The sequence below is a fragment of the Deltaproteobacteria bacterium PRO3 genome (genome assembly GCA_030263375.1).
Lineage (GTDB): Bacteria > UBA10199 > UBA10199 > DSSB01 > DSSB01 > DSSB01.
On the sequence record SZOV01000026.1, the window covers coordinates 14,949 to 35,110 of the forward strand.

Annotated in this window: 18 protein-coding genes; 11 read left to right on the top strand and 7 right to left on the bottom strand. The window is 64.5% G+C overall.

Annotation, left to right across the window (positions count from 1 at the left end):
• The first annotated feature begins 140 nt into the window (after positions 1–140).
• Entirely contained in the window at positions 141–1,760 is a 1,620-nt protein-coding gene (locus FBR05_05990; GenBank protein ID MDL1871738.1) for a gamma-glutamyltransferase family protein, read from the top strand.
• Positions 1,757–2,662 carry a hypothetical protein gene (locus FBR05_05995; protein MDL1871739.1) on the top strand — a complete coding sequence of 302 codons (906 nt, stop codon included), beginning with the start codon at positions 1,757–1,759 and terminating at the stop codon, positions 2,660–2,662. Before FBR05_05990 ends, FBR05_05995 begins: the two co-directional genes overlap by 4 nt.
• 45 nt (positions 2,663–2,707) lie before the next feature.
• On the opposite strand, the gene FBR05_06000 is transcribed toward FBR05_05995, so the two are convergent.
• Entirely contained in the window at positions 2,708–2,971 is a 264-nt protein-coding gene (locus FBR05_06000; protein ID MDL1871740.1) for a hypothetical protein, read from the bottom strand.
• 81 nt (positions 2,972–3,052) lie between these two features.
• On the bottom strand, positions 3,053–4,408 hold the full coding sequence (locus FBR05_06005; protein ID MDL1871741.1) for an aldehyde dehydrogenase: 1,356 nt from the start codon (positions 4,406–4,408) through the stop codon (positions 3,053–3,055).
• Positions 4,409–4,495: 87 nt separating this feature from the next.
• Between FBR05_06005 and FBR05_06010 the strand changes: the two genes are divergently transcribed.
• Positions 4,496–4,948 (top strand): OsmC family peroxiredoxin, encoded by a 453-nt coding sequence (locus FBR05_06010; protein MDL1871742.1) that lies wholly within the window; start codon positions 4,496–4,498, stop codon positions 4,946–4,948.
• A gap of 10 nt (positions 4,949–4,958) precedes the next feature.
• Positions 4,959–5,192 (top strand): hypothetical protein, encoded by a 234-nt coding sequence (locus FBR05_06015; protein MDL1871743.1) that lies wholly within the window; start codon positions 4,959–4,961, stop codon positions 5,190–5,192.
• A 161-nt stretch (positions 5,193–5,353) separates the two neighbouring features.
• Here FBR05_06015 and FBR05_06020 read toward each other — a convergent pair whose 3' ends face one another.
• The gene (locus FBR05_06020) at positions 5,354–6,691 is read right to left on the bottom strand and encodes an N-acetyltransferase (GenBank protein MDL1871744.1); all 1,338 of its coding nucleotides are present in this window, start codon (positions 6,689–6,691) and stop codon (positions 5,354–5,356) included.
• On the opposite strand from FBR05_06020, the gene FBR05_06025 reads away from it, so the two are divergent.
• From FBR05_06025 to FBR05_06035, 3 genes are all read left to right on the top strand, one after another.
• A complete protein-coding gene (locus FBR05_06025) occupies positions 6,450–7,634 on the top strand; it encodes a metal-dependent hydrolase (GenBank protein MDL1871745.1) in 1,185 nt (394 codons plus the stop codon). The genes FBR05_06020 and FBR05_06025 overlap by 242 nt on opposite strands.
• A gap of 66 nt (positions 7,635–7,700) precedes the next feature.
• Complete coding sequence (locus FBR05_06030) at positions 7,701–7,970, top strand: hypothetical protein (protein ID MDL1871746.1); 270 nt, start codon at positions 7,701–7,703, stop codon at positions 7,968–7,970.
• A 250-nt stretch (positions 7,971–8,220) separates the two neighbouring features.
• Positions 8,221–9,129 (top strand): hypothetical protein, encoded by a 909-nt coding sequence (locus FBR05_06035; GenBank protein ID MDL1871747.1) that lies wholly within the window; start codon positions 8,221–8,223, stop codon positions 9,127–9,129.
• Between the two features lie 73 nt (positions 9,130–9,202).
• On the opposite strand, the gene FBR05_06040 is transcribed toward FBR05_06035, so the two are convergent.
• The 3 genes from FBR05_06040 to FBR05_06050 all read right to left on the bottom strand — a co-directional run bounded on the left by FBR05_06040 (position 9,203) and on the right by FBR05_06050 (position 12,390).
• A complete protein-coding gene (locus FBR05_06040) occupies positions 9,203–9,901 on the bottom strand; it encodes a hypothetical protein (GenBank protein ID MDL1871748.1) in 699 nt (232 codons plus the stop codon).
• A 209-nt stretch (positions 9,902–10,110) separates the two neighbouring features.
• Positions 10,111–11,664 carry a hypothetical protein gene (locus FBR05_06045; GenBank protein MDL1871749.1) on the bottom strand — a complete coding sequence of 518 codons (1,554 nt, stop codon included), beginning with the start codon at positions 11,662–11,664 and terminating at the stop codon, positions 10,111–10,113.
• Positions 11,665–11,724: 60 nt separating this feature from the next.
• Positions 11,725–12,390: a TetR/AcrR family transcriptional regulator gene (locus FBR05_06050; protein ID MDL1871750.1), complete on the bottom strand. Its 666-nt coding sequence runs from the start codon at positions 12,388–12,390 to the stop codon at positions 11,725–11,727.
• Between the two features lie 206 nt (positions 12,391–12,596).
• Between FBR05_06050 and FBR05_06055 the strand changes: the two genes are divergently transcribed.
• Genes FBR05_06055 through FBR05_06070 form a run of 4 tightly spaced genes read left to right on the top strand, consistent with a single transcriptional unit; the run spans position 12,597 to position 19,639 of the window.
• Positions 12,597–14,411, top strand: a complete 1,815-nt coding sequence (locus FBR05_06055) for an FAD-binding oxidoreductase (protein ID MDL1871751.1) — start codon at positions 12,597–12,599, stop codon at positions 14,409–14,411.
• A complete protein-coding gene (locus FBR05_06060; GenBank protein ID MDL1871752.1) occupies positions 14,408–17,098 on the top strand; it encodes an NAD-dependent epimerase/dehydratase family protein in 2,691 nt (896 codons plus the stop codon). The genes FBR05_06055 and FBR05_06060 overlap by 4 nt, the downstream gene beginning before the upstream one ends.
• Positions 17,099–17,129: 31 nt before the next feature.
• A complete protein-coding gene (locus FBR05_06065; GenBank protein MDL1871753.1) occupies positions 17,130–18,209 on the top strand; it encodes an NAD-dependent epimerase/dehydratase family protein in 1,080 nt (359 codons plus the stop codon).
• Positions 18,210–18,229: 20 nt separating this feature from the next.
• Positions 18,230–19,639: an HTTM domain-containing protein gene (locus FBR05_06070; protein MDL1871754.1), complete on the top strand. Its 1,410-nt coding sequence runs from the start codon at positions 18,230–18,232 to the stop codon at positions 19,637–19,639.
• 54 nt (positions 19,640–19,693) lie between these two features.
• On the opposite strand, the gene FBR05_06075 is transcribed toward FBR05_06070, so the two are convergent.
• The gene (locus FBR05_06075; protein MDL1871755.1) at positions 19,694–19,975 is read right to left on the bottom strand and encodes a hypothetical protein; all 282 of its coding nucleotides are present in this window, start codon (positions 19,973–19,975) and stop codon (positions 19,694–19,696) included.
• Positions 19,976–20,162 lie beyond the last annotated feature (187 nt).

Below are 20,162 nucleotides of genomic sequence, written 5' to 3' on the forward strand. Positions count from 1 at the left end.
GGCCCGATCCCTTCATGTGCCCGCCGAATTTCAGGATGCCCCATTATCGGCGCCAAGCGCCCGGGGTTGCCTGCTTTGCCCTTGAAAATAGTCCATTGTTTTTAATGGCTTATCTCGGTCAATTCCATTAATTTTTTGCCATGTCCCGCCGCAAAGCATGGCTGTGCCTCTGCATTCTCCTGGTGCTTCTCTGCGCCGGCCGCGCCCTCTACGCCGCCGCGGGGAAAGGCGGCGCCGTCGCCACCCAGCACCCCTTGGCCACCGAGGCCGCCGCGCGGGTCTTGAGCGAGGGCGGCAACGCGATCGACGCCGCCGTCGCCGCCGCCCTGACCCTGGGCGTCGTCGAGCCCTACAACTCCGGCCTCGGCGGGGGCGGCATGGCGTTGGTCTGGCCCGCCAAGGGCCGAAAGGCGCAGGCGCTGGACTTCCGCGAGACCGCGCCGCTCGCCGCGCGCGCCGACCTGTACCAGAATCCGGAGCTGGGCCCCGAGGCCTCGCGCGTGGGCCCGCTCGCGATCGCCGTCCCCGGACAGATCGCCGGATTGGAATGGCTGCACCGCCGCTGGGGCCGCCTCCCCTGGGCCTCGCTCTTCACCGAAGCGATCCGCCACGCCGAAAGCGGCTTCGGCCCCGAGCCCTCCCTGCGCGAGCGCGTCCGGGAAAAGACGGACTGCCTGGCGCGCGACTACCACAGCTCGCGGGTCTACCGGGAGCTGCTTAAGCCCAAGGGCACGGGGATCCTCGTGCAAAAAGAGCTGGCGGAAACCTTGAAAAAACTCCGCGACCGCGGCGCGGCGGAATTCTACCAAGGCCAGCTGGGCCGCGCCCTCGTCGAAAACCTCCGCGGCAAGGGCGCGATCCTCGACTTGGCGGACCTCAGCGCCTACCGCGCGGTCGAGCGCGAGGCCCTCGCGGTGGAATTTCCCTTCGGCAAGCTTTGGGGCATGCCGCCGCCCAGCTCCGGCGGCGTCGGCGTCCTGCGCGGGATGATCCTGCTGGAGAAATTTTTCAAGAAGGAGAAGTCCCCCACGCCGGAGGCCTGGACGATTGCCCTCCTCCAAACCATGGAAACGATCTTCCGCGAGCGCAACGCCGGGATGGGCGACCCGGATTTCGTCAAGGACATGCCGGTCAAGGTCTGGCTGAAGAAGGACGGCGGCGACACCAGCCACCTCTCGGTGATGGACGGCGAGGGCAACGCGGTCGCCATGACGCTGACGATTAACCTCTCCTTCGGCTCCTGCGTAACCGCGGGGGACACCGGCATCCTGATGAACGACGAGATGGACGACTTCGCCGCCCTGCCCGGAGTGCCCAACGCCTTCGGACTCGTGCAGTCGGAGAAAAACGCGGTGGCGCCGGGCAAGCGCCCGCTCTCCAGCATGTCGCCGACCCTCGTCACCAAGAAGGACCGCGCGCTCCTGGCCCTCGGCTCGCCGGGCGGGCCGCGCATCATCACCAGCGTCCTGCAGACCCTGATGCGGCATTACTTTCTGAAAGAAAGCCTGGAGGCGAGCGTCGCGGGCGAGCGCCTCCATTATCAGGTGGAACCGCCCGCCGTCTTCGGCGAGTCGGATCGACTCTTCGGCTGGATTGTGGAAAAATTCAAGATCGGCACGCGCCTGCAAAAGCCCTGGGGGAACGTCCAGGCCGTCGCCTACGACCCGAAGGCCAAGCGCTTCGAGGCGGTCAGCGACCCGCGCGGACAGGGCAAGGCCCTGGTTTTGGATTCCAACCTCGAAAAAGGAGATCCCCGATGATGCGCCCCTCGTGGAGAGGCCTTGCGCCCTTCCTGTTGATTTTTTGCCTCGCCTCCGCCGCCCGCGCGGCGGGACCCTTCTCCGCCGTCTCCGGAACCATTTGGTTCCAAGGCGCCTGCCCCGAGGCGGCGCAGAAGGGCCGGGACGTCTGCGCCCAAGACCGCGTGGGGACCAAAGGTCCAGCGACCTACCTCAACGTCTTGAAGCAGGCCTATCCGAACCTGAAGCCGGACGGCAGCGCCGCAGATTCAAAAAAACCGCGCGCGGAATTCGGCGGCTTCTCGGGCGAGACGGGTTCGGGCGGCTCTCCGCTCGCCAAGGGCGAGATCCTTTACTTTCTGAAGGTCCAGGACGGCGACTCGCTGCGCGTCTTGACCCTGCAAGAAGGCACGGGACTCTTGGCCTATGTCCAGGTGGAGCCGACGCTCAAGCTCTTGGACCTGGTCTCGATCGCCCAGGACCAGCACGTCAGCCTCAACGCCGACCTCGGCGTGATCCCGGTGCGGGCGGGGGAGTTCGTCTTCCTCGCCAACAACTGGCACTTCAATTCCTCGGAGGCCTTCAACATCTACAACCTGTTTCTGGCGGGACCGGAGCGGGTGAGCCTCGTCTACGACGGGCCCTTTCTCTACGGCTTCGCCCTGCCGCAGCGGCCCGAATGTCGCCTCGGCCAAAGGATGATGCCGCTGCAGGCCCTGCCCACGAGGCACGAGGGCGTTTCGGACCTGGTCTTCCGCGTCGAGGAAGAGCGGGTCTGCCAAGGCAAGGACCGGGAAATCGTCTCCGGGCGGCGTTCTTTCGAAGGGAAGCTTCACTGGGAAAAGGGAAAATACATGGGCGGTTCGCGCGAGCTGCACCGCCTCAACCATTGCCGGACGGAGGGCAAGCCCGGCTGCGGCTAAACAACGGCCCCGCCGCCTCAGCTGATCGTAAATCGCCGGCGATCCTTATTGATGGATGATGAAGACCCGGTCGTGCTCCCGCACCTTGTCGTGGACGGGGATCCCGACGTGCATGCCGGGGTCGGCCTCGCGGACGTCCCTATGCTCGACCTGCATCGAGGTGACCGTCTCTTCGAAATCGGTGGTGTGGCCCTTGATGTGGACGCGGTCTCCCAGTTTCAGCTTGCCGTTCTTGAGCCAGATCCCGGCGATATGGGCGTGGCTGTAAAAATGATCGACTTGGCCGATTTCTTCTTCCCAGCTTTCCATAATGCCTCCGATTTGATTTGAAATAATTTTATTCCATTTTTCCGTCCCGGGACAGGGGCGTCTTGAGGCTTGAATTTCCGGCTAACCCATCAATTTTTTGACCACCTTCAACTTGTAAGGGGCGGAATAAGGGGGATAGCGCACCGGGATGTCGATCTTGGTTGAGCGCTTGAGCACCGCGCGCGGGTGCGAGAAGGTCTCGAAGCCGCGCCGGCCGTGGTAGCTGCCGAAGCCGCTGCCGCCGACGCCGCCGAAGGGCAGCTCGGGGCTGCCCAGGTGCGCGATCGTGTCGTTGACGCAGCCGCCGCCGAAGGAGACGCGGGAGAGGACGTGAGCCTCCGCCTTGGGGTCTTCGGCAAAGAGGTAGAAGGCCAAGGGCTTTGGATAGTCCAGGATCAAGTCGAGGGCCTCGTCGAGCGCCTCGTACTCGAGGATGGGAAGGATGGGACCGAAGATCTCGTCCTGCATGACGGGGGCGTCGCGCTTCACCCCTCCGAGCAGGGTCGGGGCGATGTAGCGGTCTTGGGCGTCGGTCTTCCCTCCGGCGAGGATTTTACCCTGCTTCAGGTATTCGCTCAGCCGCTGGAAGTGGGCGGCGTTGACGATGCGGGCGTAGTCGGGGCTTTTTTGCGGGTCGTCGCCGAAGAAGTCGCGCAGGACCGCGCGCATCTTTTCGATCAAGACTCCGGCGCTCGCCTTCGGAACCAATAAGTAGTCGGGCGCCACGCAGGTCTGCCCGGCGTTGAAGAACTTCCCCCAAACGATGCGCCGGGCGGCGGCGTCGAGGTTGGCGCTGGCGTCGACCAGACAGGGGCTCTTCCCGCCCAGCTCGAGGGTGAGCGGCGTCAGGTTTTTCGCGGCCGCCTCCATGACGATCTTGCCGACGCGCGGGGATCCGGTGAAGAAGATGTAGTCGAAGGGCTGCTCGAGGAGCTTTTGGGTCTCGGGGACGCCGCCCTCCGCCACGTCGATATATTCCTTCGGAAAGTTTTCGTTGATCATCCGGTGGATCAGGGCCGCGCTGTGCGGGGCGAGTTCGGAGGGTTTGAGCACCGCGCAGTTGCCGGCGGTCATCGCGCCGATCAAGGGACCGAGCAGGAGCTGGATGGGATAATTCCAGGGGCTTAAGATCAGCGCGACGCCGTAGGGCTCTTGCGTGACTTGGGCGCTGGCCGGCCAATGCACCAGGCCCAAGGACGGCCGCCGCGGCCTCGCCCAAGACTTCAGGTGCTTGATCGCGTGCCTCGTCTCCTCGAGGAGGATCCCCAATTCGCCGGCATAGGCCTCGAAGACCGGTTTGCGCAGGTCCTCGTGGAGGGCGCGGTAGATGTCTTGTTCGTGCTCCTCCAGGACTTCGCGCAGCTTGCGGAGCTGCTGGAGGCGGAAGCCTAAGTCCCGGGTGATACCGCTTTGGAAGAATTGGTTCTGGGCCTGCATGGCGGCATTGTGGCATCGCCGACCCCGATTGCCAAGCATGACTTCCCGCGCAAAACGGGGTATACGGTGGAGGAAAAGAGGTGCCCCATGTCCGAACATCGCGCCGCGCTGGCCTGGAAACGTGAGACCCCCGACTTCAAATACGAGAGCTACGACCGGACGCACGAGCTGCGCTTCGGCGGCGGAGCGTCCCTGCAAGCCTCCTCGGCCCCTCAGTATCTGGGGCGCGCGGAGTTTCCCAATCCCGAGGAACTGCTCGCCGCCTCGGCCTCGAGCTGCCACTTCCTCACCTTCTTGGCGATCGCCGCCAAGTCGCGCTTCGTCGTCGACGAGTACCGCGACGAGGCCGTCGCGATCCTCGAGAAGAACGCCGCCGGCAAGGAGGCCGTCACGCGAATCTTATTGCGGCCGAGCGTGCGCTTCGGCGGCGATAATTTGCCCGCCCCCGAAAAGATCCGCCAGATGCACGAGCGCGCGCACGAGCTGTGCTTCATCGCCAACTCCCTGACCAGCGAGATCCTCGTCGAACCCCAGCCTTAAGGAAACGCCCATGAGCGACGAGAAAAAATCCTACCAAATCCAAGTCACCACCGAAGACGGACGGAAGATCCTCTGGAAGAAGCAGGGCAAGCCCGCCCTCCTCCCCGAGGAACTGGTCGAGACCTGGGTGAGCAAGTTCCGCACCGACATCTGGGAGATCACCGCCGAGGGCGAGATGGTGGGGGTGGGGCGGGCGACAGGGCCGACCCTGAAGATCGCCAAGGTCGAAAAAATCCCGGTTTAATTTTTTCGGAGTTCGAAACTTACGAGGCGTTTTTGAACGGGACCTGTCCGGGCTGCACCCCCACCGTCCTCGCAAGCTGCGGGCGGCGGGGGGCCCCCGCCCGGCCACCCGTTCAAAAACGCCTCGTAAGTTTCGAATTTATTAAATCAAAAAAACCCGACCTATTCCGTCTCCTCGGCCTCGCGTTCCGCCGCTCGGCGGAAGGAGTCGTGCTCCCGCGCGTAGGCCAGCTCTTCCGCGATGAAGGCCTTTTCCTTCTCGAGGAAATGGCGGATCCCCTCGCGGAAGCCGGGGTGCTCGATCCAGTGGGCGCTGTAGGTGAGCTCAGGGCGGAAGCCGCGCAGCATCTTGTGACTGCCGCCCGCGCCGGCGTCCACTCGGGCCAGGCCGTGCCGGATCGCGTACTCGATCGTGCGGTAGTAGCAGAGCTCGAAGTGGAGGTTGCGGTATTCCTCCGCGCAGCCCCAATAGCGGCCGTAGAGCGCCGCGCCCTTGCGGTAGTTGATCGAGCCCGCCACCCACTCCCCGCCGCGCCGGGCGAGGATCAGGACCATTCTCTCGCGCATCCGCGCGTGGACCTCCTCAAAGAAGCGGCGGCTCAAATAGGGCGAGCAGAATTTCTTGTGAAAGGTCGCGACGTAGAAGCTGTACATCGCGCTCAAGTGCTCGGCCTCGATCTCCGCGCCGGTCAGCGCGACGATCTCCACCGGCAGCTCCGCGACCCGCCGCCGCTCGCGCGCGACCTGCAGGCGGCGCTTGCGGCGCAGCCCGTCGAGGAAATCCTGAAAATCTCGGTAGCCCGCGTTGCGCCACTCGAACTGGTAGCTGTGCCGGATCATCGCCCCACAGTCGCGGAAGATCGGGATCTCGCCCTCCGCGAGATATAGATAGTGCAGGCCGCTGCCGCCCTCGCGGCGGCGCAGCTCGAGGGCCCGCTCCAGCAGGGCGTGGCCCAGCGCCTCGCGGTCGGCCTGGGGGTGGATGAGCAGCTTGGGCCCCGTCACCGGCGTGAAGGGGCTGGCCGAGACCCACTTCGGGTAATAGCTCAGGCCGTGCTCGTGGTAGGCGCGGGCCCAGCCGAAGTCGAAGATGAACTCGCCGTGGCTGTTGTCCTTCTGGTAGAGGAAGCTCGCGCCCAGCAGCCGCCCGCCCTCCCAGGCGCCGAGGTAATACGGAATCCAGCCAGGCTCCGCGCCGACGCAGGCCCCCAGCTCCATCGCGAGGAGGTAGTCGTATTCCGCAAAGGGGAAGTCCCCCATGGCCAGGGCGTTCCAGGCCTCGCGGGGGATCTCTTGCAGGCTGCGGTGGATCTTCCATTCCATAGAAAAGCTTTTCGCCTCGGGCGGCGTCAGGCAGTATAACCTTTGCGGAGCATTTGAACAGTGTAGGGATATTATGGATCCGTTGACGCAGGGACTTCTGGGCGGCGTGGCCGCCCAGGCCGTTTTAAGAAAAAGAGTCACGCCGGCGGCGACCGTCGCCGGCATCCTGGGCGGCATGGCGCCGGACCTGGACATCTTCATCCGCTCGCAGGCAAATCCCCTGCTGATGTACGAGTACCACCGGCACTTCACGCACAGCCTGGCCTTCATCCCGGTGGGCGGAGCCCTGGTGGGATTTCTGCTGTGGCTGCTCCTGCGGCGCAAGCCTCCCCTCGCGCTGATGCTGGTCGCCGCCATCGCCGGCTTCGCGACCCACGGCCTGCTGGATGCCTGCACCTCCTACGGCACGATGCTCTACTGGCCCTTCTCCCGCGAGCGCGTCGCTTGGGACAACGTCTTCATCATCGATCCCTTCTACACCCTCGCCCTCCTGGTCGGATTGGTCGTCTCTTGGCGCCGGCGCCTTGGCAACGCGGCGATCGCCGCCCTGCTCTTGTCCACGGCCTACTTGGGCCTCGGCTTCGTCCAGCACCACCGCGCGGCGGAATTTCAGGCCGAGCTGGCCCGCTCGCGGGGGCACGCCGTCGAGCGCGGCCGCGTGATTCCTTCGCTGGGCCCGCACCTGCTGTGGCGCTCGATCTATCTTTCCGACGGCCGGCTCTACGTCGACGCCCTGCGGGTGCCTTACGGGGGCGCCAAGCAATATTGGCGCGGCGGCTCCCTACCGCATTATTCCAGCAAGGCCCTACTGCGGGACCTGCCGCCCGACTCGACCTTGGCCCGGGACCTGCGGACCTTCGCCTGGTTCACCCAGGGCTACGTGGCCGAGCTGGACGCGGCGCCCCTCGAGCTGGGCGACCTGCGCTTCTCCACCCTGCCGCAAAGCCTGCAGCCACTCTGGGGGATTCGGGTCGACCCGCAGGCCCCGGAGCGCCACGTCCAAAGGCTGCGCTTCCCCTGGCGCAGCGAGGATCGCTTCGAGGCGGTTTGGGAGCTGCTGCGGGGGCGGACGCCGGGCGCCCAGGACCTGCCCGCCGCGGTGGGAATTTCCCCTCATTAAATGGTTGCTGGCCGCGCGCCCAGCGGCTATGCTGGGGCCGTCACTAAATTCACGAAGGAATCCCGCATGTTCGAAAACCTGCCCGCCGAGGTGAAGGCCGCTTTTGAAGATTACCTGAAGAGCGCGAATAAATTGGTCCCCGACCCCAAGGACGACGCCAAATTTTTCAAGTTCGTCATCCTCTGCCACCAAAAGAACGCCGCCATCGAGTCGATCGAGATCTACGAGATCCTCGAAAAACAGGGCTTCGACGAGGCGATGCAAGACCACCTGGTGATCCTGCTCGAGGGCGGGCGCGAGCTGCTCAAGGAATACGACAAGGCCCTGGGCCGGTAAGTCTTTTATTCCCTTCCTTTATTTCAGTCTTTTTCTTGGGCCCCCTCACCTTGAGGGAACGGTGCGGAAATCCGGCTCAGCTGGATCAGTTTTCGTACAAAATATCGCTCAAAATGAGAATTTCTCATTTTGATAGAGCCCGGCCAAAAAACCTTGCATGAAATGATTCAAGAAAAAAATCCACGGAATTGGCAACACGATTGCTAGGTATTTCTGCATCACCTTCGGGGGTGCACGACAAGGAGGACCTATGAAATACCCTATCGTGCCCACCCGCTGGACCCGTCTCTTCTTTCTAATCGCCTGCCTGCTAGGCCTAAGCCAATGCTTCAGCGCCTTCACGATCGAAAGCCAACCCTGGGCGGACGGCGAAAAACTCATCCTCAATTTCGAGGGCCCCGCGACCGTGAGCTACAAGCTCGCGGACGGAAGCCTGGTGAACCTCCCGGTCGACAAGGAAGAGACGATGAAGTTCCTCAACGTCTTTCCCGACGCGCGGCACCACACGGTGTTCTTCATGGAGCTGAGCGATCAGGAGCTGAAGCTCAACGTCGGCCTGCCGCAGGACCTCGAGGCGCCCAGCCGCGGGCTGGTGACCCTGTTCAACCAGTATAAGAACCACGAAATCACCGACTACAAGAACCTCAACCGCGACGAGGGGATCTTGGACGCCGCCGTGCCGGTGAGCATCCAGGGTAAATTCGTCAACGCCGAGACGGAGCGGAGGGTGGCCGTCTGCAAGGACGGCGCCGAGGTGCGCGACGACGTGGGGAGCACGCCCAACCTGCGTTGCCCCATCACGAATCGCACGGAGTACACCGGCGAGACCTTCAAGTCGGCCTATACCAAGGACGAGCTGATGCGGAAGCTGAACGACGAGAAGAAAAACCTGATCGGCGCCGACCCCGGTATCCCGATCGAGGTGGTGGTGAAGAACACCCAACCCGCGGGCGCATCGGGCGGAAACGTCGGCGGCGATTCGGCGCAGCGAGGAAGCGGCGGATCGGGCGGCGGCGCGGCGACCGGGCCTGCCGCGGGCGCGGAGGGCAAGGGCGGCTGCAGCCTCGCGACCGCACCTGCGGGGAGCCTGGATTTGGGCCTGCTGTCGGCACTGGTCGCGGGCCTGGCCGGATGGCTTCGGATGCGGCCGAAACCGTAGTCCCAAAACATCATCCTCAGGAAAAGAACGCCCGCCTCGAAAAAGGCGGGCGTTTTTTAAAATAGGAAGCCCGTTATATAGGCCAAAATCTCCGCACCGCCGCGAAAGCGATTGGCAGAATCGCCATCCAGGCAGTCCCTAAATTAGGGCCGGCGTTGGCGGCCAGACTGCAACCGCCCGTAGCCCCGCTATTGGGCGCCGGAACAAAATCTTCATTATTATCGGCCGGGACTTGCGCATCCCCCGAGTCGGCGCCGAGCACTGTGAAACGGATGGCCATGCCTGGCGCAGATGAAAGGCTCAAGGGATTTTCCGCCGCCAACTCGTGAAGGACCTCACCGGACTCGCTCAACACCTCCACTTTTTCCGCCGCTGTCAGGATTCTCAGCTTCGGATACCATTGGAAATCTAAGTGCAGCGGCATATTGATGCCCGTTTTCTCGGAAGTAAGTTGAACGAGAGTCTCGTCGGAATCTCCCATGACGACAAAGCCGGTTGCCTCTTTGTATTTTTCAAGAATGAATTCGTTGTCCTTAGGGGCGTCCACTCCGACGAGGTTGGTGGTGGAGAGGCGAAGCACCTCGTCCGAGGGAATCGAGTGTTCGGTTTCCTCGCCCTCGCTGTAGATCTTGACTTTAAGGTTCGCCGCATTTTCCGGGGTCAGAGTGATGCGAATCGAACCTCCGCCGATGGCTTCGACGGCGAAGGCCGAGGCGCTGATAAACAACGCCGCGAACAGCGAGGCCGCGGAAGCAAGAATCTTGTTTTTCATATTCGATCTCCTTTGTCTGTCTATCCATTTCCTCCGAAGGGCTTCCGCAAAGCCCGATGGAGTCTTCCAGGGAGGGAAAAGCAAGGGCCGTGCTAAGCGCGGGAGTACGATTTTCAGAGGAATTTCAACGTGGGGGAAAAAAACTGCATTTTAAGAACGGGGACTGCAGGCAACGATTTTGAAAAAATAGGAAATGAAGAACGCACCCCTCATTGGACAAATTTTTCAATCCACGCCAAGGCCGCCCGCATTCCATCCACCGCCGCGCTGGTGATGCCGCCCGCGTAGCCCGGACCCTCGCCGCAGGGGAAGAGCCCCTCGGTCGACACGCTCTCGAAGGTTTCCGGGTCGCGGGGGATGCGGACCGGCGAGGAGGTGCGCGACTCCACCGCGTGCAGGACCGCGTCGGGGTGGGCGAAGCCGCGGCGCCGGCGGTCGAAATCCAAGAGCCCCTTTCGCAGGTAATCGACGATCCACTCCGGCAGCAGCTTCGAGAGATCCGCCGCCACGATGCCGGAGGGACAGCTCGACTTGGCCGTGACCGGGCCCTCGCGGCCCTCCAGAAAATCCTCCAGGCGCTGCGCCGGGATCGCCCGGCCCTCGCCGCGCGCGCGGCTCGCGGCGTAGACTTGGCGCTCGATCCCGCGCTGGAACTCCATCATCTTGAAGGGCCCCTCGCCGGCGACGCGCCAGGTGTCGACGCTGCAGACCACGGCCGCGTTCGCCCACTTGGAATTGCGGTGGTAGTTGCTCATCCCGTTGACGACGATCGTCCCGGGGTCGGTGGTGCTGGAGATGACGTAGCCGCCCGGACACATGCAGAAGGTGTAGACGCCGACCTTTTCGGCATCCCAATAGCTTTGCAGCTTGTACTGCGCCGTCTCCAAGCCCGGCAGGCCGCAGGCCTCGCCGTATTGCCAGCGGTCGATAGTAGCCTGGGGGTGCTCGATGCGCAGCCCCAAGGCGAAGGGCTTCGGCTCGAAACAGACCCCCTGCGATTGCAGGGTATGAAAAAAATCCCCCGCGCTGTGCCCGCAGGCCAAGATAAGCCCGGTGCCCGCGACTTTCGTCCCGTCGGCCAAGACGACGCCCTGCGTCCGGTTGCCGGCCAGGTCCAAGGCCTCGACCCGCGTGTCAAAGCGCAGCTCGGCCCCGCGCGCGATCAGGTCGTCGCTCATCTTCTTGATGACCTCGCGGATCAAATTGCTGCCGACGTGCGGGTTGTAGACATAGGCGATCTCCGGCGGCGCGCCGTAGTCGACGAAGGCCCGCATCACGCGCGGGATCAGCGGGCTCTTGATCCGCGTGATCAGCTTGCCGTCGCTGAAGGTACCGGCCCCGCCCTCGCCGTTGCAGACGTTGCTGTCCGGATCGAGCTCGCCGCGCCGCCAGTAGCGGCTGATCTTGAGCATCCGCGCGTGGGTCCGCGCGCCGCGCTCGAAGAGGACGGGCTTGATCCCGTGGGCCAGAAAGGTGTGGGCCGCGAAGAGCCCCGCCGGCCCCGCGCCCAGGATGAGCGGCGGCGGCCCCTTCCAGGAGACCTGCGGAAAAGGCTCGAAGGTCCGCGCGACCTCCTCTCCCCGGAAATAGACCTCGAGGGAGTAGACCCAGGCCAGCTTGTGCCGTTGCCGGGCGTCGAGGCTGCGCTTCAGGACGCGGATGTCGCCGATTTGATCGGGGGTAATACCCAGGTGCGCGGCAACCAAGGCCGCGAGATCGGGGTCCCGTTGGTAGGGAATGCGAAATTCGTGAAGGACCTTCATGCTTCTCCCGGCCGCGATTTATGCGGCAAAGGATTCCTAAAAAATTATCCCGGCGATCGCTTAGCCCCGCGCCCGCTTCGGCGCCTCGGCCTCCTCGATGCTGCCCAGGATCGCGTCCAAGCCACCGCGCAGCGCGGGGTGGATGATGCCGGTGATGACGAAGGTGTAGATCTCGCGCTCGATGTCGCGGATCGCGGGCTTCTCGGTGCCCAGGACGTACTGGTAAAATACCTCTTTCACCGCGCCCAGCAGGCAGACCGCCAGCACGCCGACGTCGCCCTCGCGCACGAAGCCCATCTTCTGCCCCTGCCTGAGGCCGCGGCGGATGTAGTCGAGGACCAGCTCATAGAATTTTCGGATGTGCTCGTCGAACTCGCTGTCCAGGCCCACCGCGTCGCTGAACACCAGCTTGATCCACAGCGGGTTCTTCATCAGCAGCGCGGTCACCCGCCGCAGGTTGCCCATGATCTGCGCCGGGATCTGGTCGACGGCGTCGAGCGGCAGGGCGCGGATCTGCCCCGCGATCTCCTGGAAGATCTGCGCGATGATCGCCTCGAAGATCTCGCGCTTGCCCTCGAAGTAAAGATAGAAGGTGCCGCGCGCGACCTTCGCCTGCGCGATGATGTCGGAGACCTGCGTGTCGTGATAGCCCTTCTTGCCGAAGGCGGCCAAGGCGGCCTGCATCAGTTGAGTTTTGCGCTGCTCTTTGTCGAGGTGTTGGCCCATAAAAGCTGCGGGCCCCGCATGGGGGGGGTGCCCGCCAAGACCTCCTTCTCATACCTCGGCACCCCCTGTCAAATACTGGAAAAATCATAGGAAATTAGCCCAAGATTAAACTGACATGTCAGTCTAATTTTGACTTGTTTTTCCTCGAAAATTCGTCTAGCTCAAGGCCCATTCTTTCCCGGGAAATCTTTACAGAGGAATCGCGCATGGAAAACTCGCCGACCCGCATCTTCCCCCCGGCCCCCGCTCCCAAGCCCGATGAAGAAGAGAGCCTCGACGTCTGGGGCTTCCGCGACACGAAATTCGAAATCCTAAACAACGGCAGCGTCCGACTCACCGGCTCGCGTTACTCGCTCTGCGGCCAGGAGCTGCCCTCGCTGCTCCCCTGGGTGAGCGAGGTCATGAAAGTGCCGGTGCGCGCCGACGACGTCTATCCGCCGGCCTATCCCACGCCCATCCCCGAGGCGCTGGCGCACCCCCAGTTCCTCGCCGAGCTGCGCAAGACCTTCGCCGAGGACCAGCTGAGCCAGGACCCGAAGATCCGCCTGCGCCACGGCCACGGCCACACCCAAGAGGAGATGTTCGCGATCAAGTACGGCAAGATCGGACGCATCCCCGACCTGGTCGTCTTCCCCACCGAGGAAGGACAGGTCGCGGCCCTGGTCGAGGCGGCGCTGAAGTACGAGGCCTGCCTCATCCCCTTCGGCGGCGGAACCTCGGTGACCGAGGCCCTGCGCTGCCCCGAAAACGAGGCCCGCTTCATCGTCTCGGTCGACATGCGCCGCATGAACCGCATCCTCTGGATCGATCCGGTCAATCGCATGGCCTGCATCCAGGCCGGCGCGGTGGGCCGCCACATCGTCGAGCAGCTCAAGGGCTACGGCTTCACGATGGGCCACGAGCCCGACTCGATCGAGTTCTCCACCCTGGGCGGCTGGATCGCCACCCACGCCAGCGGCATGAAGAAGAACCGCTACGGCAACATCGAGGATCTCGTCCTCGACATCCACGCCGTGACCGCCGCGGGCAAATTGGAGCGCAGCTCGGTCACCCCCCGCGAGTCGGTGGGCAGCGATCCGCGGCTCTGGCTCTTCGGATCGGAGGGAAACTTGGGCATCGTCACCTCAGCGGTGGTGAAGCTCTTCCCCCTGCCGGAAGTGCAGAACTACGGATCGATCCTCTTCCCCACTTTCCAGGACGGCGTCGCCTTCCTCTACGAGCTCGCCCAGACCCACGCGGTGCCCGCCAGCATCCGCCTGGTCGACAACCTGCAATTCCAATTCGGCATGGCGCTCAAGCCCAAGGCGACGGGGCTCAAGGCGCTGAAGAGCAAGCTGGAAAAATTCTTCGTCGTGAAGCTGAAGGGCTTCGACCCGCAGCAGATGGTCGCCTGCACCATCGTCTTCGAGGGCAGCCGTGCCGAGGTCGCCGCGCAAGAGAAGACGGTCTACGGCCTGGCCAAGCGCCACGGCGGGATGAAGGCCGGCGCCGAGAACGGCATCCGCGGCTACCAGCTGACCTTCGGCATCGCCTACATCCGCGACTTCGTGATGAAGCACTACTTCCTCGCCGAGTCCTTCGAGACCTCGGTGCCCTGGAGCCAGGCCGAGGCGCTCTGCGCCAACGTCAAGCGGCGCCTGGCCGAGGAGTACGAACGCCGTAAGCTGCCCGGCAAGCCCTTCATCACCTGCCGGGTGACCCAGGTCTACGAGACCGGCGTCTGCGTCTACTTCTACTTCGGCTACTATTATAAGGGCGTTCCCCATCCTTCCGAGGTCTACGCCGAGCTCGAAGTCATCGCCCGCGAGGAAATTTTGAAAAACGGCGGCTCGCTCTCCCACCACCACGGGATCGGTAAGCTTCGCCAGCGCTTCCTCCCGCAGATCAAGTCGCCCGCGACCCTCGCCTGGGTCGAGCAGGCCAAGCGCGCCCTCGATCCCCACAACGTCTTCGGCAGCGCCAACCAGGGGGTCGGGGCGAAGGACTCGCCGGCCCCGAAGGCCGCGGGAGGCGCGCAATGACCAAGCCTGGCCACCATGTCCTGATCACCGGCGTCACCGGCTTCGTCGGCAAGGTCGTCTTAGAAGAGATCCTGCGCCGCGCGGAAGAGTTCGACCTGGAGAAGGTCTACGTCCTGATCCGCTCCGGCAAGAAGGGCCACTCGCCCCAAGAGCGCTTCCACCACGAGGTCGCGACCTCGCCCTGCTTCTCGAAGCTGCCGGCCGGCTGGGAAGACCGCGTCGCCGTCGTCGGCGGCGAGCTGAGCGAGACCGCCTGCGGCCTGAACGCCGCCGACCGCGAGACGCTGGGCGGACAACTCACGCACATCATCAACTGCGCCGCCTCGGTCGAATTCGACCTCCCCCTGCCCGTCGCGGCCAAGGCCAACATCGCCAGCAGCCTCCATGTTCTCGAGCTGGCCAAGTCCTGCCGGCGCCTGAAGCGCTTCGTCAACGTCTCCACCGCCTACGTGACGCCGCACCGCGGGACGAACGTCCCCGTCGCCGAGGCGCCGGTCGCCCTGCCGCGCCCGGCCCGCGAGATCTATCAAGACATCCTCGACGGGAAATTCGACGCGCGCAAGCTCTTGAAAGAGACGGGACACCCCAACACCTATACCCTGACCAAGTGCCTCTCCGAGCACCTGCTGCTGGAAAACCGCGGCGAGGTCCCCTTAAGCATCGTGCGGCCCAGCATCGTCTCGGCCTGCTGGAAGCACCCCTTCCCCGGCTGGATCGACAGCCGCGCGGCCTTCGCCGGCTTCGTCGCCCTGATCGGCGCGGGCTACCTGCGGGCGGTGGTCGTCGACGAGGCCACGCTGCTCGACATCGTCCCCTGCGACGTGGTCGCCGACCGCATCCTGCGCAGCGCCTTCACCGATTCCGACGCCGCGCCCGGCGAACCCGCCATCCGCTACGCGGTGGCCGGCAAGCGCCACAGCTGCTCGGTGCGCGAGAACATCGACGTGATCGAGGGCTACTTCCGCCGCTACCCCCTCGACCGCTACCCGCACCTGCGCTACACCGGGCCCGACAACCTGACCTTCCGCCTGCGCCACTGGCAGTGGCACCTGGGTCCCGGCAAGGCCCTGGCCGCCTGGTTCAAGCTGAGCGGCAACGAGAAGAAACGAAAGCAGGTCGAGCGCCTCACCGGCCAGCTGCATTATTTGAATACGGGTTTTCCCTACTTCACGCACTGCACCTTCGACTTCCGCCCCTCGATGCCGATCGACGACGTAGATTTCGAGAAAAAGGCCTACATCGAGACGGTGTGCAGCGGCGTCTACCGCTTTTTGATGAAGAAGGACGAACGCGAGGTCCCCTTCGCGGGGCGCAAGCACCGCGGCTTCGAGGGCGACCTGCGCTGGACCGCCTCGCGGCCCAAGGGCAACGGCGCGATCCGCGCCTCGGCCTACCTGGCGCGCAAGGTGCTGCGCCGCTCGGCGGACGCCATCACCTTCGACCGCAAGGCCTTCGAGGCCGCGCGCCGCGCTATCCCCGACGACACCCTGCTGGTGATCGTCCCCACGCACCGCAGCTACCTAGATTTCATCCTCTGCTCTTATCTCTTCTTCGCCTATCCCGAGCTGGGGATCGCCATCCCGCACATCGCGGCGGCGCAGGAGTTCGGCAAGATCCCGCTGCTCGGCAAGGTCATCCGCAAAACCCAGGCCTTCTACGTCCAGCGCGGCCTGGGCCGCGAAAACCCCGAGCTGACGCGGCAGATCCACGACTTGGTGAGTCGCAAGCAGGCCTTGGAGTTCTTCATCGAGGGCACGCGCAGCCGCTCGCGCCAGGCCTTGAAGCCGCGGCGCGGGATCCTCAAGTGCCTCCAGGCCTCGGGCCAGGCCTGCAGCATCTTGCCGATCTCGATCAGCTACGACCGCCTGCCCGAAGAAAACTCTTTCCAACGCGAGCTGAGCGGGGCGCCCAAGCCCAAGATGCGTCTGGGCGGCCTCTTGGCCTGGATCGGCCGCGTCCTGCGCGGCGAGATCCGCTTGGGCCGCATCCACATGACCTGCGGCCGGCCCCTGACGATGAACCTCGACAGCGACCTGAACGGACTGAGCCTCCAGGTGATGGCCGAGCTGCAGGCGGGCCTGGCGCCCACCACCCACCACCTGCGCAGCTTTTTGCAAAAGCACCCCCTGCCGGGCATCGGCCTGGACTGGCTGAAGTCGGCCATCGAGGCCCGCGGCGGCCGCGTCCTGGAGAGCCCGCTCAAGGGGGAAGAGAAGGTCGACCCGACGATCGCCGCGACCTTCCACTACCAGTGGAGCCACTATTTCTTCCCCGAGGCCCTGGCCGCCTTTCCGGAGCACCCGGCGATCCGGCATTTCCTGCGAGGTAATCTTTACATGGAAGTCCCCACGCCGCGCCCCGGCGCGGCGGGCGACGAGCGCCTTGGCTCGGTACTCCAAGCCCTCTTCCAGCCCCTCTGCCGCGACTACTTCGGCGCAGCGGAGGCCCTGGGAGAGCGCCCGGGCCACGTGCCGCTCCGCTCCGCCGTGGAGCTGCTGCCGGAGATCCCCGGCGCGCACCTGCCGCACCTCGAGGCCTGCCTCGAGGACCTCGTCGCGCGCGAGATCCTCGTCCAGCTGCCCAAGGGCGAGGGTTACGCCTGGGGGCCGAAGGCGCAGGACTTGAATCGTTACCGCGAGGCCTGCCGCTGGCCGGAGGGCGCCGCGCGTCTGGCGGCGGTGGGTTGATGGATTCGTAGGTTTGCACAGGAGCGTGAATATGAAAAAAATTCCCTTCCTCGTCACCGGCGCCACCGGCTTCGTCGGCCGCCACCTGCTCCAGGCCTTGAGCCAAGACCCCGAGGTCCTGCCGATCGCCCTGGTCCGCGACAAGAAAAGTTGGGCCTCCCAAAACTGGACCCACGGCCTGAAGGGCGTCGAGCTGATCGAGGGCTCGGTGACCGAGCCGAAAAAATGGAAGGACGATCCGCGCCTACAGGGCCTGGGCGGAATCTACCACCTGGCCGCCGTCATCAAGCACACGCGGCGCGAGCCCGAGGAGATGCTGCGCACCAACGTCGAGGGGCTGCTGCGCATGGTCGAGCTGGGCGCAGAGCGGAAATGCCGCGTCCTCTTCGTCTCCACCTCCGGGACGGTGGGCTGCTTCGCGACGCCGGACCGCCAGGCGGACGAGAAATCGCCCTACCAAGAGGCGACCGTCGGCTCTTGGCCCTACTACGCCTCGAAGATCCGCGCCGAGCGCGAGGGCCGCAAGCTGGCCGAGTCGCTGGGCGTCGAGCTGGTGATCCTGCGCCCGCCGGTGCTGCTGGGCCCGGGCGATCACCGGATGCGCGCTACCAGCCACATCGCCCGCCTGCTGCGCGGCAAGCTCCCCTTCATCGTCAACGGCGGGATGCACTTCGTCGACATCCGCGACGTGACGCAGGCCATGCTCCGCGCCATGCGGATCTCGCGCCCCAAGCCCGTCTACCACCTCTGCGGGACCGCCTACCGCATCGAGGCCTTTTTCAAAAAAGTCGCCGAGCTGGGCGGGGTGCCTCCGCCCAAGCTGCAACTGCCGCCGCTGGCGGCCAAGCTGCTCGCCAAGACCTCGGGCCTGCTCGACCGCTTCCTCCCGCCCCGCCCCCACCCCATCCTGCCGGACCCCGTGGTCTTCGAGATGGCCTCGAAGCACTGGGGCCTGAGCTCGCTCTATGCCAAGGAAGACCTGGGTTTTGTCTCGCGCAACCCCGAGACGACGCTGCGCGACACCATCCAGTGGCTGAAGGAGAATGTCCCGGAGCTGAAGGAAAAGGCCGCCGCCGAGCTGGGGCTGGAGGGCGCCGGGATGAAGCCTTGAGCTTCCTCGCAAAATAGTCCATGTTGCGGCCCAGTCGGGAGGCCGCGCCGCGACCCATGAGCTCGCTTCTGCACAGGTTCTCCGCCAAACTCTTCCAGCCCGTCGACGCCGCCTCTTTGGGGATGTTCCGCATCCTGTTCGGCGCCCTGATGGCCTGGCAGGCCTACTATTATTTGGCGCGGGATCGCTTCGTCGACTACTACCTCGAGCCCGGCTTCCGCTTCAGCTATGCCTTCTTCGAGTGGCTGCGTCCGCTGCCCGAGCCCTACTTCCGCGCCCTGCTGATCCTGATGGTCGCCGCGGGGATCGGCATCGCCGCCGGCATCCTCTACCGGACCTGCGTCCTGGTCTTTCTGCTGGGCTTCTCCTACGTCTTCCTCTTGGACAAGGCCTATTACAACAACCACTACTACGCGATCATCCTGCTCTGCTTCCTGATGCTGTTTACCTCGGCGACGCGGTGGGGCTCGCTCGCGCAGCGCCCTCGGCCGTGCGCCCCCTTCGTGCCCAATTGGAACCTCTTCATCCTCCGCGCCCAGTTCTTCATCATTTATTTCTACGGAGGGCTCGCCAAGCTCAACGCCGACTGGCTGCAGGGCGAACCGATGCGGCGCTGGCTGCTCAAGGTGGCGGACCTGCCCATCGTCGGCCCGCTGATGACGACCGAGTGGGCGCCCTACTTCTTCAGCTGGGGCGGCCTGGTCTTCGACCTCTCCATCGGCTTCCTCCTGTGGTGGCGCAAGACGCGCTTCGCCGCCTTCCTCGTCGTGCTCTTCTTCAACCTGACGAACAGCGTCCTGTTCCAGATCGGCGTCTTCCCCTTCCTGATGATCGCCGCGGCCACCCTCTTCGACGACCCCGACTGGCCGCGCAAATTATTCGCTCAGAAATCCCCGCCGCCGGCGGAGGTCGCGGCCCCAGCGCAAAGCCGAGGGCGGGAGCTTACCTTGGCCCTGATCGCCGCGTATTTCGCGGTGCAAATCCTCGTCCCCTTCCGGCATTTCCTCATCCCGGGCGAGGTCAGTTGGACGGAGGAAGGCCACCTCTTCGCCTGGCACATGAAACTGAGGGACAAGCAGGGACGGCTCAAGATCTGGGTGACCGACCCGGCTACGCAACGGACCTTCCAGGTCGACCCACTGCTGGAGCTGAATGAATTTCAATACGGAAAGATGAGGCAACGGCCGCAATTCATCTGGCAGTACGTCCAGCACGTGAAGCGCGAGCTCGCCGGCCAGGGGATCCAAAACCCGATCATCCGGGTGGATGCCTGGGTCACTTTGAACGGCCGCCCCTACCAGCAGCTGATCGATCCCGACGTCGATTTGGCGACCGCCGACTCCTCCTTCTTCTCCGCCGATCCGTGGATCATTCCCTTGGATCCCAACCACCACCCGGGCACCCTCCCCGGAGATCCACCGACAGACTAAAAAAAAAGGCCTTCGCGGATTGCGAAGGCCTTTGGAAACGGAATCGTCGGGCTACTAGAAGCCGGAATCGTCCACGTCGATGACGGGATCGCCGTCGTCGACGATGATCTCGCAGTTGTTGCAGCCCGAGACGGTGCAGACGCCGTTCTCGAAGCTGGAGTCGTCGCAATCGTTTTCGTTGGCGTAGACGGTGCACTCGTCGGCGGTGGCCACGTTGACCTCTCCGTCGCAGTCGTCGCCGCTGCCGGCGCAGTTGGTGATGACGGTGGCGAATATGAAGACGGCCGGGATGACGACAAGCAGGGCCCGCAGGGAATTGCGGAATTTATTGAGCATGGGCTTCTCCCTCATGAAGGTTGGAATGGGTGGAACCGGCCGCATCATAGGTCGGATCGCCGGAGCTGGCAAATCCTTTTCCCTCAGACCGGGCTGCCGGCGCGGGGGGCCACGGAGGCCGCGTAACGCCCGCGGGCTTTTTTAAGGCGGATGGGACAGCCGAAGGCCGCACTCAGGTGCTTGGCCG

Bases quoted from the DNA above. Each gene is read 5' to 3' on its own strand.
- FBR05_05990 (MDL1871738.1), top strand. From the start codon at position 141: ATGTCCCGCCGCAAAGCATGGCTGTGCCTCTGCATTCTCCTGGTGCTT.
- FBR05_05995 (MDL1871739.1), top strand. From the start codon at position 1,757: ATGATGCGCCCCTCGTGGAGAGGCCTTGCGCCCTTCCTGTTGATTTTT.
- FBR05_06000 (MDL1871740.1), bottom strand. From the start codon at position 2,971: ATGGAAAGCTGGGAAGAAGAAATCGGCCAAGTCGATCATTTTTACAGC.
- FBR05_06005 (MDL1871741.1), bottom strand. From the start codon at position 4,408: ATGCAGGCCCAGAACCAATTCTTCCAAAGCGGTATCACCCGGGACTTA.
- FBR05_06010 (MDL1871742.1), top strand. From the start codon at position 4,496: ATGTCCGAACATCGCGCCGCGCTGGCCTGGAAACGTGAGACCCCCGAC.
- FBR05_06015 (MDL1871743.1), top strand. From the start codon at position 4,959: ATGAGCGACGAGAAAAAATCCTACCAAATCCAAGTCACCACCGAAGAC.
- FBR05_06025 (MDL1871745.1), top strand. From the start codon at position 6,450: ATGGCCAGGGCGTTCCAGGCCTCGCGGGGGATCTCTTGCAGGCTGCGG.
- FBR05_06020 (MDL1871744.1), bottom strand. From the start codon at position 6,691: ATGCCGCCCAGGATGCCGGCGACGGTCGCCGCCGGCGTGACTCTTTTT.
- FBR05_06030 (MDL1871746.1), top strand. From the start codon at position 7,701: ATGTTCGAAAACCTGCCCGCCGAGGTGAAGGCCGCTTTTGAAGATTAC.
- FBR05_06035 (MDL1871747.1), top strand. From the start codon at position 8,221: ATGAAATACCCTATCGTGCCCACCCGCTGGACCCGTCTCTTCTTTCTA.
- FBR05_06040 (MDL1871748.1), bottom strand. From the start codon at position 9,901: ATGAAAAACAAGATTCTTGCTTCCGCGGCCTCGCTGTTCGCGGCGTTG.
- FBR05_06045 (MDL1871749.1), bottom strand. From the start codon at position 11,664: ATGAAGGTCCTTCACGAATTTCGCATTCCCTACCAACGGGACCCCGAT.
- FBR05_06050 (MDL1871750.1), bottom strand. From the start codon at position 12,390: ATGGGCCAACACCTCGACAAAGAGCAGCGCAAAACTCAACTGATGCAG.
- FBR05_06055 (MDL1871751.1), top strand. From the start codon at position 12,597: ATGGAAAACTCGCCGACCCGCATCTTCCCCCCGGCCCCCGCTCCCAAG.
- FBR05_06060 (MDL1871752.1), top strand. From the start codon at position 14,408: ATGACCAAGCCTGGCCACCATGTCCTGATCACCGGCGTCACCGGCTTC.
- FBR05_06065 (MDL1871753.1), top strand. From the start codon at position 17,130: ATGAAAAAAATTCCCTTCCTCGTCACCGGCGCCACCGGCTTCGTCGGC.
- FBR05_06070 (MDL1871754.1), top strand. From the start codon at position 18,230: ATGTTGCGGCCCAGTCGGGAGGCCGCGCCGCGACCCATGAGCTCGCTT.
- FBR05_06075 (MDL1871755.1), bottom strand. From the start codon at position 19,975: ATGCTCAATAAATTCCGCAATTCCCTGCGGGCCCTGCTTGTCGTCATC.